The organism is Palleronia aestuarii (assembly GCF_003253995.1).
GTDB lineage: Bacteria > Pseudomonadota > Alphaproteobacteria > Rhodobacterales > Rhodobacteraceae > Palleronia > Palleronia aestuarii.
Genome location: NZ_QKZL01000014.1, coordinates 1 through 13362 on the forward strand (window position 1 = coordinate 1; position 13362 = coordinate 13362).

At 70.9% G+C, this 13362-nt stretch carries 15 protein-coding genes and 1 pseudogene; 8 read left to right on the top strand and 8 right to left on the bottom strand.

What is annotated here, in order from left to right; translation table 11 throughout:
* A partial coding sequence (locus tag LX81_RS22515) for a hypothetical protein (RefSeq protein ID WP_211322774.1) occupies positions 1-282 on the top strand: 282 nt, incomplete at its 5' end.
* A gap of 400 nt (positions 283-682) precedes the next feature.
* Here LX81_RS22515 and repC read toward each other — a convergent pair.
* From repC to LX81_RS22520, 7 genes and pseudogenes are all read right to left on the bottom strand, one after another.
* Positions 683-1768, bottom strand: coding sequence for a replication initiation protein RepC (repC, locus tag LX81_RS14225; protein ID WP_111537995.1), 1086 nt, complete (start codon positions 1766-1768; stop codon positions 683-685).
* A 369-nt stretch (positions 1769-2137) separates the two neighbouring features.
* Positions 2138-2299 (bottom strand): hypothetical protein, encoded by a 162-nt coding sequence (locus LX81_RS22255; protein ID WP_170133953.1) that lies wholly within the window; start codon positions 2297-2299, stop codon positions 2138-2140.
* Positions 2300-2434: 135 nt separating this feature from the next.
* Positions 2435-3037: a hypothetical protein gene (locus LX81_RS14230; protein WP_146259433.1), complete on the bottom strand. Its 603-nt coding sequence runs from the start codon at positions 3035-3037 to the stop codon at positions 2435-2437.
* A gap of 115 nt (positions 3038-3152) precedes the next feature.
* A complete protein-coding gene (locus LX81_RS14235; RefSeq protein ID WP_111537997.1) occupies positions 3153-3434 on the bottom strand; it encodes a hypothetical protein in 282 nt (93 codons plus the stop codon).
* A gap of 4 nt (positions 3435-3438) precedes the next feature.
* Positions 3439-3852, bottom strand: a complete 414-nt coding sequence (locus tag LX81_RS23145) for a BID domain-containing protein (protein ID WP_211322775.1) — start codon at positions 3850-3852, stop codon at positions 3439-3441.
* A gap of 916 nt (positions 3853-4768) precedes the next feature.
* Positions 4769-5314: pseudogene (locus LX81_RS22855) on the bottom strand (AAA family ATPase); the annotation flags it as partial.
* Complete coding sequence (locus LX81_RS22520) at positions 5229-6482, bottom strand: MobA/MobL family protein (RefSeq protein WP_211322776.1); 1254 nt, start codon at positions 6480-6482, stop codon at positions 5229-5231. The gene LX81_RS22520 and the pseudogene LX81_RS22855, both read right to left, overlap by 86 nt.
* Positions 6483-6976: 494 nt before the next feature.
* Between LX81_RS22520 and LX81_RS14255 the strand changes: the two genes are divergently transcribed.
* Both LX81_RS14255 and LX81_RS22260 read left to right on the top strand, forming a co-directional pair.
* Positions 6977-7630 carry a conjugal transfer protein TraD gene (locus tag LX81_RS14255; protein ID WP_111538000.1) on the top strand — a complete coding sequence of 218 codons (654 nt, stop codon included), beginning with the start codon at positions 6977-6979 and terminating at the stop codon, positions 7628-7630.
* Between the two features lie 7 nt (positions 7631-7637).
* Entirely contained in the window at positions 7638-9824 is a 2187-nt protein-coding gene (locus LX81_RS22260) for a type IV secretory system conjugative DNA transfer family protein (RefSeq protein WP_170133955.1), read from the top strand.
* Between the two features lie 137 nt (positions 9825-9961).
* On the opposite strand, the gene LX81_RS22860 is transcribed toward LX81_RS22260, so the two are convergent.
* Complete coding sequence (locus LX81_RS22860) at positions 9962-10201, bottom strand: hypothetical protein (RefSeq protein ID WP_234822621.1); 240 nt, start codon at positions 10199-10201, stop codon at positions 9962-9964.
* Between LX81_RS22860 and LX81_RS23535 the strand changes: the two genes are divergently transcribed.
* The 5 genes from LX81_RS23535 (at position 10196) to LX81_RS14280 (ending at position 13286) form a co-directional block, all read left to right on the top strand.
* Complete coding sequence (locus LX81_RS23535; RefSeq protein WP_272939489.1) at positions 10196-10690, top strand: AAA family ATPase; 495 nt, start codon at positions 10196-10198, stop codon at positions 10688-10690. The genes LX81_RS22860 and LX81_RS23535 overlap by 6 nt on opposite strands.
* Complete coding sequence (locus LX81_RS23150; protein WP_505804916.1) at positions 10644-10784, top strand: hypothetical protein; 141 nt, start codon at positions 10644-10646, stop codon at positions 10782-10784. The genes LX81_RS23535 and LX81_RS23150 overlap by 47 nt, the downstream gene beginning before the upstream one ends.
* 426 nt (positions 10785-11210) lie before the next feature.
* Positions 11211-12017, top strand: coding sequence for a hypothetical protein (locus tag LX81_RS14270; protein ID WP_111538002.1), 807 nt, complete (start codon positions 11211-11213; stop codon positions 12015-12017).
* A 328-nt stretch (positions 12018-12345) separates the two neighbouring features.
* Complete coding sequence (locus LX81_RS14275) at positions 12346-12996, top strand: nucleotide-binding protein (protein WP_111538003.1); 651 nt, start codon at positions 12346-12348, stop codon at positions 12994-12996.
* Entirely contained in the window at positions 12993-13286 is a 294-nt protein-coding gene (locus tag LX81_RS14280; RefSeq protein WP_111538004.1) for a ribbon-helix-helix domain-containing protein, read from the top strand. Before LX81_RS14275 ends, LX81_RS14280 begins: the two co-directional genes overlap by 4 nt.
* The last annotated feature ends 76 nt before the right edge of the window (positions 13287-13362 follow it).

A 13362-nucleotide genomic window follows, 5' to 3' on the forward strand; every position in this document is an offset into this window, starting at 1 on the left:
GCCACGAGGCGCTTGAGCTTGCCGTTGTTCGTCCGTTCTCTCGAACCGGTGGCGTTCGCGGGCTCACTCCTCGAGCCGCTTCAGCTGCCGGATCTCGCTCGCCATTGTTCTCGAACCAATGGCGCACAATGGCTCGCCGCCCATCCCGGCGTAGATCTTTTTCCAGCGGTAGAACGGGGCTTCCGCCACCCCGTCCGCGCGATGCGCGAACTGCGGCAGATCTCGCCGACCGTCGTGCCGGCCTCCGCCTGTCTCAACGCAAAGCGATCTGCTCGTCGGTGAACTTCTTCTTCGGCATCGGGGCACTCCTCTCCTGTCAGGAATGTGCCCGAAAATTCGCGCTCAGCTTGGACGAGTTTGCCGGGTCAGGACCCGCATAGCCCGAATTCCAGTTGAGAACAGCCCAGTTCTCAGAGGGCAGAGCGGTCAGCATACGGATCTCTCTTGCCATATCCGCTCCGATCATGCCTAGCCCTCGTTTCAGTTCTGGAGGCTACGTTACCGGAGTGGGTGAGATTGCAATCGGCTCACGGGTCAGTTTTGCAGCGGTGGCTACATCCTAGTCGCCTTCCAGCCGAAGCAGGGAGCAAACATGCCCGGCGTTGTGCCGAACCCCAACCACGATAAGCTCTCGTTCGAGCCCCGTCCCTATAAAGGAAGAGCACGGTGGCCACCGCGAGTCTTAACACGGGACCGCCTCCTCGTGCAGCAGCCCGAACAGAGCTCGATGGAGGGTCGCGGTGCCCTTCTCGGCCCTCTCCGCCATGCGCCGCACCCAGCCCCCGACCGAGCGGACGGGTCCGCCCCGCGCATGGCTCTTGGCGTCAGCCATCATCACGATGATCGCGGCCCCGTTGGTGCCCACGGCGTTCTGCGCTAGCGCCCAAGCGGAGGGGGAAACCCCGAGGGCCCGTGCCCGCTGATACGCGATTCCGGCAAGGATGTGCCACGACGAACGGCCGTGCCGTTCCATCTCGATCCGCCAGTCGTCCGGTGCGGCCATCACAGCTTGTCGCAAGCTCACATGCTCGAGCCCGCATCTGGGCGTCTGGCGCGGTGGTTTCTCTTGGGCCCTCTTCCCGGCAGGCATCGCCGGATTACAGGATTCTGACTGTCCTTGATCTGTAATGTATGCCCGGTCGCACTCTTCCGGCTGACCGGCAAAACTTTTCTGGTCAGCCAGGGTCACGGAGATCAGGCGGTCCACCTTGTCCACGAGAACTTCCAGGGCCGCGAGGCCCAGCTTCGCGATGTCCCTCGGGAGGCCGCTCCACAGCGCCTCCAAATCGGCCGGCATCTCCTCGCCCCGGAACGCCCGGACCAAAGCACCCCGCTTCTCGGAGATCTGGAAGCGCAGCCGCGCACGCCGAGCGTAGGCGTCCTTCTTGTCCGCGGCCCGGTCGGCCCAGTCCCAGGCGGTGTCGAGCAAGGGCGACAGGTCGATCCCGGCGACGTGGACGATCGTCCCGGTCCGGGCGCGCTGGACGTGACGCCGGCCATTGGCGAGACAGCGGTTGGTAACGAGCCCGAGACGGACCAGCCTCGCGATCCGGTAGCGGATGGCCCGATCCTCGCATCCGAGCTTGTCGGCGAGGCGCTGCATGGCGGCGGGGCTGACGGGGCGCGGGGCCCCGTTCGGGATGTGGTCGATCAGGACGTCCAGCAGGGCTTTCAGCCCCGGTCTGAGCTTCAAGACGTAGGTGACATCCTTGGCCGCGCGATAGAGGGCTTTCCGTTGGTCGTGTCGGTCCGGTTGCTCTGGGTTCATGGCCTGTCCTCGGGGTGAGGCAAGGCTGCGACACACGATCTCCCTGTTCGCACAGGTGCGTTTTTACTTGCTCGTCGTTTCGGGAGGGACTAGAACCGGGCCTAGAGATAGTGGCCATTCAGGGATTGCAGTCCCTTGGTTCTAACCCCCCGTGTAGGTCGCCGCCTCGCGGGGGTTTCTTTTTGCGGGGTTGTTTGCCCTCTGCTGCTCTCGCTTCTTGTTCTTCTTCATCAAGGACATAACCTGTCCGGCGATTTGGAGCAATTCCGGCATTAAGCCGTAGATGACACCGGGCCTAGGTTTCGGAATGCGCGCTTGCGGCGCCATGCACGACGCCAATCTCTGCCCTGTCCCTTAGGTTTGCTCAGCTCAGGACCATTGGACTTCACCCCTGCCCCGCTTTGCCTCCACCGCGATAACGGCGTGCCAGAGCTCCGGGTGGAGCTTCAGCGCCTCCTCGCGCAGCCAGGGCGTGGCGTCCCGCGTGCCGAGATCGACCGTCTCGAGCCGGCCGGTCCGGGACCAGCGCACCTCGTGGCCCCGGACGGGCTGCGCGTACGGGCCGTGCCGGGAGGGCGTGAACGTAGTGTAGAGGAACAGGCGCCGGCGGGACGTACGCAGGAGCGCTGCGAGGCGCCCGGTATTGGGCAGGTACCGCTCAGCGGCCTAGCCGGCGACAAGGAGGTCATCGCTTCGCACGCCCGCCACTACCTCGTCGCCGTGGGGCCGCTGCAGGGCGCAGACATGCACGACGTCGTCCCAGGCCTCGACCGCGAAGCGCGCCCGGATCGGCACCGACCCCCACTCGAGCGGGATCTCCGCGTCGAACACCTCGCGCGTCCGTCCGTCGACGAGCGTCTCGGCGAAGAGACCACCCTCCCAGTCCATGGCAGGCTCAAGCTCGAGATAGTGCTCCAGATCGTAGGCCAGCCTGTGGAAGCGCTGGTAATGGGCCAGCATCTCCTCGGGGCTCGCGTCGTGCGGCGGGGACGGCACGGGGATATCGATCTGCCCGGGCTCCGGCCCGATGAAGGGCGGTACGTGCTGGTCCCGCAGGAACGCGTCGCGTTCCCAGGCATTCTGGTGCTTCGCCAGGTAGGCCGCGCCCTTCTCTTCGACCAGGCGGGTGCGCAGAGCGGCCTGTTCCCGGTCCAGGATCGTGCCCTCGCCGAGCGCCCGGAGTTGACTGGCGGCGGCCTCGAACCGCGCTTTCCAATTCGGGTCGTGGCTCGCAAGGACCGGACCGGGATCCGTGGGATCGTACGCCATCGTCAGGTCCGCCTTCTGCTGCTCGAACGAGGTCAGTCGGAGTATTACCCCCCGCCGCATAGCTGTCGAGCAAGGAGAACGGATCGATGCGCCGATCCGCCATTCCACCGCGCGATCACGCCCCCATCCTTGGCCCCGTCCGCATCCGCGCACCCTCCGCCAGCCTCTGCCCCTCCGCGGCGGCCGCCCGTTCGCCCTGCCGCACCGCCTGCACCGCGCGGCCGATCCCGGCGAGCGTCTCCCGACCGATCCCCGTGACCCGCAGACCGCCTCCCTCCGCCACCCCGGCCCCGCCGCCGATCCATCGCCCGCACCGCGCCTCCAAGGCCCGCACGAACCCCGCCAGCTCGTTGGCGATCCCAGCGTCCCCCTGCAGCGCCGCCCAAGGCCCAGGCACGCGCCTACACGAGAGACCGCGCATCCGGGGCCTCTACTGCCCGAAGCGACCGCACAGCTGCCTGCGCGTTCTCCGAGAGCACCGGCACGCCTGTCGCCTCCGCCACCCGCCGCGCTGCGACCCCAGCCTCGTAGCTCCGCGCGGCAGCGCTCTCCACCTCCCCGATGCGCCGGACCACGGACCCCACCGCCTCGGCCACCCGCGCGGCCTGCGCCCGGGTCTGCCGGGCCGCCCGACCCGCCAGGAGCCCCGTGCGCCCGAGGAGCGGCCCGAGCTGCTCCGGCTCGGCCTCAATCCGCCGGGCGGCCGAGGTCGTGCCGTGCGTCTTCACGAGGTCGACGAGCCGTGCCCGGGCCTTTCGCGGATTGCGGTAGGCACCGCGGAGGCAATCCCCGAGCGCCTCCCGTTCTCGCTGCACTTTCGGTTCGGCAGCGACGGCCGCCGATCGCTCCCCCGGGTCGATCCGCTCCGCGCTGTCCCGCGGCGGGATCAGCCAGCGCGGCGCGTCGGCATTTGGCGCAGCGCGCCGATCCCGTCGCGGCGGGTGCGACCCGACCCTCCGACCTCTCCGCCGTCGGCTTGGTCTCCCCCTGCCCCGTCCCAGCCGGCCCCGCCGCCGGTCTGACCCCTTCTGCCGGACGCAACTCCGGCAGCTCCTCCCGCGTGGCCCAGGCGATGGAGGCGGCGCGCACCTCGCGCCGGCTCATCTGCCGTGCCAGCTGGCCGAGGTCGGTCGCCGTCTCGGTGGCCGCGAACACCCGCGCGCTCTCGCGCTGCCGCGTCAGCGCCACGTAGGAGGACGCCTGCCGCCAATGTGCGGAGTGCAAGAGGTACGTGTGGTCGATCGTCTTGCCCTGGCCCTTGTAGATCGTCCCCGCATAGCCGTGCCGGAACCCGGTGAACTCCGAGGCCCGCCAGCTCACCTCGCGCCCCGGCTCTGTCCCCGCGCCGTCGAGCCGCGCGGTGATCCGCCCCGTGTCGGCATCGATCCCGGTGATCACCCCGGCATTGCCGTTCCAGAGCCGGGCGGTGCGCAGCGTCTCGGTGACCTGCACCCGGTCGCCCACGGCGAAGTCCGCCGCCCCGTGCGTCGTCTCGAGCCGGACGTCGTCCCCGAGCTCGCCGCGGCCCTTCCGCACCGCCCGCAGGCGGGCGTTCAGCGCGTCGACCTCCCGGTTGGTATAGGCGAACACGAACCGCGTGGCTTGCGGGTCCGTCGCACTGTCCGCGCGCCAGCGCGCCACCAGCGCCTCCTCGGCCCCCGCCTGCCGCCCCGACCAGTGCAGCGCGCCATTGTTGGCGAAGGCCGCGATGGCGTCATAGGTCCGCCCCTCCGACAGGTCCCGCGCCGCCTGCCGCTGCCAGTCCACCCGCTGCCGCGTCACCTGCACGATCTCCACCGCGCCGTGCCGGCGCTTCAGCTCCGGGAAGAGCCCGCCGCGCTCGATCGAGGCCAGCTGCCGGTCATCGCCCGCGAAGAGGACCTTCGCCCCGCTGCGCCGCGCCTCGGCCAGGAGCTCGCCGGTGACCCGCGCATCCAGCATCGCCGCCTCGTCGACCACCACGAGCGTGCGCGCGTCCCACGACACGTGTCCGTTCTTCAGCCGGAACAGTTCCGAATGCACCGTCGCCGCCCGGCCCTCCCGGAGGGGGCCCGGCCCCGGTCCATCGCTTGCAGTTCGGTTCGCGCCAGCGCTTCGGCTCGCGCCGGCGCTCCGGCCGAACCCGTCGGCCTTCAGGTCCTGCGCCACCGCGTTGGTGGGCGCGAGCCCCACCACCGCGTAGCCCGCGGCTTCATGCGCGTCGCGGATGGCGCCGAGCGTGTAGCTCTTGCCGGTCCCCGCCCGCCCCTCGACGAGCACCAGCCCCCGCGCCCCCACCGCGTGGTCGAAGGCCGACCTCTGGTCCTCCCGCAGCGTCCGGCCGCGCAGCCCCGCGCCCTGCGCCGCCGCGCTCAGCGCCCGGTGCCGTCCCGCCGCCACGACCGCCCCGTCCGCGAGCGCCGCACGCTCCTGGTTGCGGACCCCGCGCGTCGTGTAGCGCCCCACGGCGCGCCCCGTCTCGGTGTCGTGGAGCGCCAGCACGTCGATCCGGCCCAGCACCCGAGCCTTCACCGCATCGTGCTCGTCCGCGTCGAAGATGTGCTTCCCGAGATGCCGGTCGAGCTCGGCGTTCGGTGAAGCTCGCATTGCCCCGCGTGAGTGCCTCCAGCACCCGGTCCGGGTCCCGCGCCGCGCGGGCGTTCTCCTCGGCCCGCGCGACCGCTTCCGAGCCCGGCACCCGCATCCGTACCGGCCCCACATGCTGCCCCGGCACCGCCGTGAGCGCGTCGACCCGGAGCTCCAGCCCGTGCGCGGCGAAGTACGCGTCTTGGTGCGCCCGCCACAGCTCCCCCCAGCGGTCGCCATCCGTCACCGCCGACCGCCCGCCGAGCGTCCGCACCGCCGGGTCGAGATCGCGCGCCTTCTTCGCCGAGAGCCGGTCGCCCTCCACCCGCCGCGTGGTGATCAGCAGATGCGCGTGCGGATTGGTCCGCTCGCTCTCGGACGACCCGTCCGGCCCGGGGAGAATGACGGCGCCCTGCCCCGTGCTAAGCTCCGCACCCTGCGCTGCCGTAAGCCTCTCGGCCCGACCGACCCTCTCCCCGCCCTCGCCGGCATGCGGCGCGTGGATGTCGATCTGCACGGCAAGGCCTCGGGCGACGAAGTGCGCCCGGGCGAAGCTCTCGGCCAGCGCCACGTGGTCGTCATGGGTGAGCCCGGCATCGGCCGGTAGCGCCAGCACGATCTCGCGCGCCACCTGGGCATCCTTACGCCGCTCCGCCCCTTCGGCGAGGTTCCAGAGCACCGCGCTGTCGCCGAGACGGGCCTCCGCCCCCTCGGGCAGCAGAACCGTGTGATGCTCGGGCGCCTCGCGATGGGCAAAGGAGAACCGCTCGCCCGTCCGCGCGTCGGTGATCGCCACCCGCGCGTTGTAGCATGCCGAGCGCACGGCCGAGCCGCCTGTCGAGCGGGAGAGATAACGGGCACGGGCGAAGGCGATGGCCATCGGGGATCATGATCCCCCTCCGACAAGGAGCGCAAGCCGCATTCGCCAGAATGCATATTGCGTCTGCCTCCTCGGCTCGGAGCCTCGCCGCGGCAGAACCCGGCCGGGCCGGTGGGCACCACGTGGGGAGGAAACGCGTGAGGGCGCAAGGCAGTCCCTGTGGCAGGGGTCGGGGAGACAGAAGACGCCGGTGGCGCGGGCGGTGCGCCGGATCAGCGGGTCGGCTCTGCGGAGAGACAGGTGGGTTGCCGAGATACGAGTGGGTTCGTGCCGGTGAGGCACCCGGGCGGCCGCAGGGAAGACCTCTTGGCGGCCGCAGGGGGCACGGCCAGCAAGCCGGTTCCGGTGACGGGTGACCGTTTGGACATATCCAGAACATTCACTCTTGTGCCTGCCGGGAGGGGACGCCATGCGCTGCCGGCGCCGTTAACCTTTGGCCCGGCGCCCCCCGTTCGGCGCGCATGCATGCGCCCTCGATCCAGAAGGAGACCCCCATGGCCCGCACCAGCCTCGCCGAGCGCCAGGCCCGGCTCGACCAGCAGCGTGCCCGGCTGCAGCGCGAGGAGGCGAAGATCCGCGAGGAGGCCCGCAAGGCCCGCACAAGGCGCCTCATCGAAGCCGGCGGGCTCGTCGACAAGGCCGGGCTCGGGGAGCTGGAGGCCAACGCCCTCTACGGGGCGCTCCTGGAGGTAGCCGGAAGGCTCGGGGACCCGGCGGAGCGGGCGCGCTGGGAAGCGGCGGGCGGCCGCGCCTTCGATCGCGAGACCCGCGCCCGGGAGGCCGAGACCGAGCCGCTGATCCTCGCGCTCGCGGGCGCGCAGCCGGCGCTCGTCACCGCGCGGCTGCGCGGCTTGGGCTTCCGCTGGTCCAAGGTGCTGCGGCACTGGGAAGGGCTCGCCATCTACGACGACGCCAGGCAGGCCGCCGACGAACTGGGCGGGACGCTCACCCGCGTGGGGCCGGTGGCGGAGGGGGACGCGGGGGGTCGAGGGGCGCCGGACGGAGCGGCGGAAGCCGGGTCCGCTTCTGCACCAGTCAGTCCCTCCATACCGATCGAGACCTCCGGGACGGAGCGCCCGGGAGACGCCATGACGCCGGACGGGACGCGCCCTGCCGCAGCGCCCACCGCCCCCGACGCGGCGGAGTAGCGCGCAGGTGTTCGGGCGTCTGACCTACGATCTCGGCCGCGCGGGTCTGCGGCTGATCCTCCAGCTCTGGCCGGTCTGGCTCATGTGGGTCGCCCTGCAGGCCTCGGTTGCGCTCTGGCGCGATCTGGTGCTGCTGGCGCCTGGCCTCGATCGCGGCGGGATCGAGTACCGCGTGGCCTACACGCTCTGGCCCGCCGCGGGGCTGCTCGGGCCGATCCTCCTGATGGCCATCGCCGTGGGGCTGCATGTCCGCCAATGGGCCTCCCCCGCCATGGGCGTGGCTGGCCTTCTCGGGGTCGCGGGCGCTCTCGGCCTCACCCTCTGGCCCGCCTGGGCATCCCTCGCCCCCCTCGTGGGGTTGGTGCCGCCTCTGGAGATCGTCGGCCGCATCCCGGGCGCCTATGTCATCGCCACCGTGCTCGGGATCGCCGCCATCGGGGTCGGGGCCCACGTCATGCGCAGCCCCCTGCCCGGCAGTGGCAAGGCCGGGGCGCGCACCCGGGCGCGGTCGGACAATCACGGCCATGCCGACTGGCTGTTGCTGCGCGAGGCCAGGCGCCTCTTCCCTGGCCCCGACCCGGTCCATGGCGGCATCGTCCTGGGCGAGGCCTACCGCGTCGACGAGGACCGCGCCGTGCGGCGGCGGGGCGGGTTCGGGGGTTTTGCAGGCTCCGGGGGGACCGGGGATGGCATGGTCCCCTTCGATCCCGAGGACCGCGCCACCTGGGGACAGGGGGGCCGCGCGCCGCTTCTCGTCGATCCCTGCCGCACCGGGCCTACCCACGGCCTCGTCCTCGCGGGCTCGGGCGGCTACAAGACCACCGCCATCGGCATTCCCACGCTCCTGACCTGGACCGGCTCGGCCGTCGTACTCGATCCCTCCCGCGAGATCGGGCCCATGCTCGGCGAGACCCGCCGCACCCGCATGGGCCACCGCGTGGTCACCCTCGATCCCGCCGCGGGCGGCCGGGACCCGCGGGGAGCGGCCTTCGGTCCGCGTCCCGTAAACGGGTCCGCCAAGACCGGGTTGGCCACGAGTGGCTCCCCCATGAATGGGTTCAACGCGCTGGACTGGATCGACGTGGGATCGCCGCTTGCCGAAGCCAATGTCGAGGCTGTGGCGACCTGGCTCGTGGGCGAGCCTGCCCGCGGGACCGGGGCGGGCAGCGCCGAGTTCTTCCGCGACATGGGGCAGAGCCTCATCGCCTGCCTGCTCGCCGACCTGCTCTGGGACAAAGGCCTCACCCCCCGCGACAAGACCCTGCGCCAGCTCCGCCGCGTACTCGTCACGCCCGAGGCGGAGATGCGCGGCAAGCTCGAAACCATCCACGCCACCTCCACATCGGCGCTGGCCCGCGATCTCGCCGGCACCCTCATGGGCCTCGTCGACGAGACCTTCTCCGGCGTCTACGCCAATGCGAGCCAAGCCACCCGCTGGCTCTCGACCGCCGCCTATGCCGATCTCGTCTCCGGCGACGCCTTCGAGACCCGCGAGCTCTGCGACGGCAACCTGACAATCTTCGTGCAGATCCCGCTGAAGGTGCTGCAGGCCACGCCGGGCTTGGGGCGTGTCGTCATCGGCGCGCTTCTGAACGCCGCCTACGAGGCCGATGGCGCCGTTAAGGGCCGCATCCTGTTCCTCCTCGACGAGGTGGCCCGCCTCGGGCCCATGGCGCTCCTCGAGGCCGCCCGCGATGCCGGGCGCAAATACCGCCTGACGCTGCTGCTGCTCTACCAGTCCCAGGGACAGCTCAACGAGCAATGGGGCCGCGAGGGGGCGCGCGCCTGGGCCGACGGCACCTCCTGGCGCCTCTACGCCGCGCTGCAGGACCCCGAGACCGCGGGCGAGCTCTCCCAGGTCTGCGGCGAGCACGGCGTCGTCGCGGCGAGCGAGGGCGACACCCGCGGTACCTCCGGCCGCTGGGGCGGCGCCACCTCCGCCAGCGCCGGACGCTCGGCCAACCGCTCGGAGATGCGCCGCAGCCTCGTCAAGCCCGACGAGCTCCTGCAGGACACCCGCGCCGACGAGGCCTTCGTCATCACCCGGGGTGCCAAGCCGCTCCGCTGCGGCCGGGCCATCTACTTCCGCCGCCCCGACATGGTCGTGGAAGTCGCGCCCTCGCGGTTCCAGCCGGACGCGGCAGCGCAGGGCAGACCGGCCCAATCGGCGCGTCCCGCGCGGCGCGCCTCGTGAGGTGAGGGGGGAACGGCCGAGCGCGGCTGCCACGATCGGAGACCGCGCCGGGACCAAACCCGGGGATCCCTTCTCCCGCCCCGCCGGAGGGGCTCCGTGAACCCCTGGGGCGTCCTGGTTCTGGCGGCCCTCGTCCTCTACGTCCTCCTGGCCACCCTGGAGGCCATCGCCGTCTTCACGGTGCCGATCCTCGCCGTGAGCCTGCCGCTAGCCCTCCAGAGCGCCTCACACGCGCCCTGGGAGAGCTCGACGCCCTCACCGGGCTCGAGGGCGTCAAGGACGAGGTCGGCCGCCTCGTCGACCTGCTGCAGGTCGAGGCCGAGCGCCGCGCCCACGGGCTCGGCGGACCGCGGCCCGGGCCGGGGCCGAGCCTGCATTGCGTCTTCACCGGCAATCCCGGTACCGGCAAGACCACGGTGGCGCGCCTCATGGGCGAGATCCTTGCAGGCCTCGGCTACCTGCGCGCGGGCCATATGGTCGAGGTCGACCGCGCCGATCTCGTCGGCCAGTATATCGGCCAGACCGCGCCGAAGACCCGCGCCGCGGTCGAGCAGGCGCTCGACGGCGTGCTCTTCATCGACGAGGCCTACACGCTCACCCCCTCGGGCGGCAGCGGCGGGGACTTCGGCCCCGAGGCCATCGACACGCTCCTGAAGCTCATGGAAGACCACCGCGACCGGCTCTGCGTCGTCGTCGCGGGCTACCCGGGTCCCATGCGCCGCTTCCTCGACTCGAACCCCGGCCTGCGCGGCGCTGGCCAATGCCCGCGACCCTGGCAACGGCCGCGCGGTGCGCACGCTCTGGGAGCGCACCCGCGAGGTGCAGGGCAGCCGGGTGATGCGCCAGGCCACCCGCGCCCGCACTGATCTCGAGACCGTCACCGCCGCCGATATCGACGCGGCCCGGGCCATCGTGCTGGCGGGCGACACCCCCACGGCGCGCGAAGGGGCGACCGCGTGAGGTCCCTGCCCTACCCCCTGGGCGCCGCCCTCCGTACCCTCGGCCGGCTCCTCGCCGCGATCCCGCGCGCTTGGTCCACCAACCGTGTGTTCCGGTATTCCGTCATCATGACCGGCGTCGCGCTCGCCACCCTCATGGCCCGTCCGCTGGTCGAGCGATCCGACACGGGCGGTCCGTTCTCCGCGACATTGGGCGGGGAGACGGCACCGTCCGACGCGCCCCTGCCGTCGCCGGGCGCGCGCTACGAGGACCCCGCGACGCGGACAGGCCTGGAGATTGCCACGCCCCCGTCCGGTCCGCTCGCCCCCGGCCGCCCCCTCGAGGGGCTGCGCATAGAGACTGACCCGAACGCCCCGACCGATCCGTTCGGCACCCTGCGGGCCGCGGACCCCACACCTACCCCCCGTCCGACCCCAAGGAGACGCCATGACGCCCAGGACCCCGTCCCGAACCACCCTCCTCGCCACGACGCTGATCCTCGCCTCCCTGGTGCCGTCGGGATCTCAGGAGGCCGCTCCTGGCGCGATCCCGGACGACCACCGCCAGGACCAACTCGACCGCATCGAGGCCAAGCTCGATGCCCTCCTGCAGAGGCTCGGGGACGGGAGCGGCGCAGTGGTCGATCCATCCGCCACCGACACAGATGGCGAGGACACGGCCATGCCGACCCCGGGTACGGGAGCCGACGCGGCCGACCCAGCCCCGGAGACTGCTTCCGAACCCCCGCCTCCACCAATAGACACCCCCACCGAGGCCGAGAGCTTCGCGCCCGGCGCCATCGCCGTGGCGCATGCAGCTCCGACCCAGGGCCAGCCCCTGGGCGAGATCCCCACCGACAGCATCGGCGGCTTCGTCTATACCGGCGGCCCGATCCAGCTCGACGACCTCGCGGATCGTGGCGTGCGCCACGCGGGGCCTGCCGGAATCGAGCTGCAAGGCTGGCTCCGGGCCACGGAGGCCGGCCGCCACCAGCTCGCCGCCGACCTGCAGATACGCTTCGGGACCGGCACCATCTCTGCCCTTCCCTGCACCTTCTCGGGCTGGCTCGAGGGCCAGGCCATCGGCACCGAGACCCGCGAGGCCGATCCCTGGGGCGCAAGGGGGAACCCGTGCCGCTCTCCCTCGTCCTCGGCGCCGAGCTCGAACCCGGCCTCTACCGCCTCCGCCTCTGGATCGCCTGCGCCGACCTGCCCACCGCCCGCGACGGCCAGGGCGTCCAAGTGGAGGTGCTGATCAAGGGCCCCGAGGACATGAACCTGCGGCCCGTCACCGGCGAGGATGTGTTGTATAAGGGGTGAGGGAGAGAAGCCTGAGAGTCGGCTGGGCACGCTGTGTCCGGAGGAGAAACTGAGCTGGCCCCGTTATGGATGGCCCACCCCACCATGCCGCGATTTGATTTCCCTTACGCATTGGCACGGAAACGTCAGCAGTGGCGGCGTTACACCGAGAGCACAGAACGAAGTCCAAACGCCCATATGGCTGACCTCGATCGTCGCGTCATCTGCATTCGTGATAGTGTGCACACGTGAAGACGTGAAACCGCGCACACGAAGGAGCAGTCATGAAAACCGTTGCCATCATCAGTCAGAAAGGCGGGGCCGGCAAGACGACCCTCGCCTTGCACCTCGCAACCTCCTCGGCCCTTGCGGGCCGCAACACGGCGATCATCGATCTCGACCCCCAGGCCTCGGCCGCGAACTGGAGCGATCGCCGGGAAGCGGAGCTGCCCGTGGTCCTCTCCGCCCATGCGAGCCGTCTGTCGCAGGAAATCCGACGGGTGAAGGACATGGAGGGTGATCTTCTGATCATCGACACGGCGCCCCATTCCGACAGCGCCGCGCTGGAAGCCGCGAAGGCGGCCGACCTGATCCTGGTCCCCTGCCGCCCGGCGATCCTCGACATCGAGGCGATCAGCAACACGCTCGACCTGGTGAAGACGACGGGTAAGCCGATTTTCGTGGTCCTGAACGCAGTCGCCCCCCAAGGCAACGAGGCCACGGAAGCGGCCGACGCGATCTCCGGGCTCGATGTGGGCGTATGCCCGATAAGCCTGAAGCAGCGGGTCGCCTTTTCCCGCGCGCTCATCAGCGGGCAATCGGCCGAAGAGTACGAACCGGACGGCAAGGCCGCGCAGGAAGCGGCACACCTTCATGCGTTCATGTGTGAACACCTGAACATGCGCACACGCGAACTCGAGAGGGGCGCAGCATGAGCAACAAGTTCGCAGCCGCCCTGAAACCCAAGCCCGCCCCCGCGCCCGTAAAGACGGAAGATGCGTCACCGCCGGAGCGGAACGAGGCCCCCGCATCGGTGCATACCAGACCGTCGCGAAAAGCGACCAAGCATGTCGGAGGCTATTTCGATCCGACCGTCTCGCGACAATTGCGCGAGATCGCCCTCGCCGAAGACAGCTCTGTGCAGGCCCTGCTGGGAGAGGCGATCGACATGCTCTTCCAGAGCCGGCGGAAGCCGACGATCGCCACCCGCCCTAAAGGCAAGTAAGCGTACGCACCGGAACACCTGAAAGTGTGCACACTTGCAGGTGTTCCGGTGTTCCGGTGTTCCGGTGTTCCGGTGT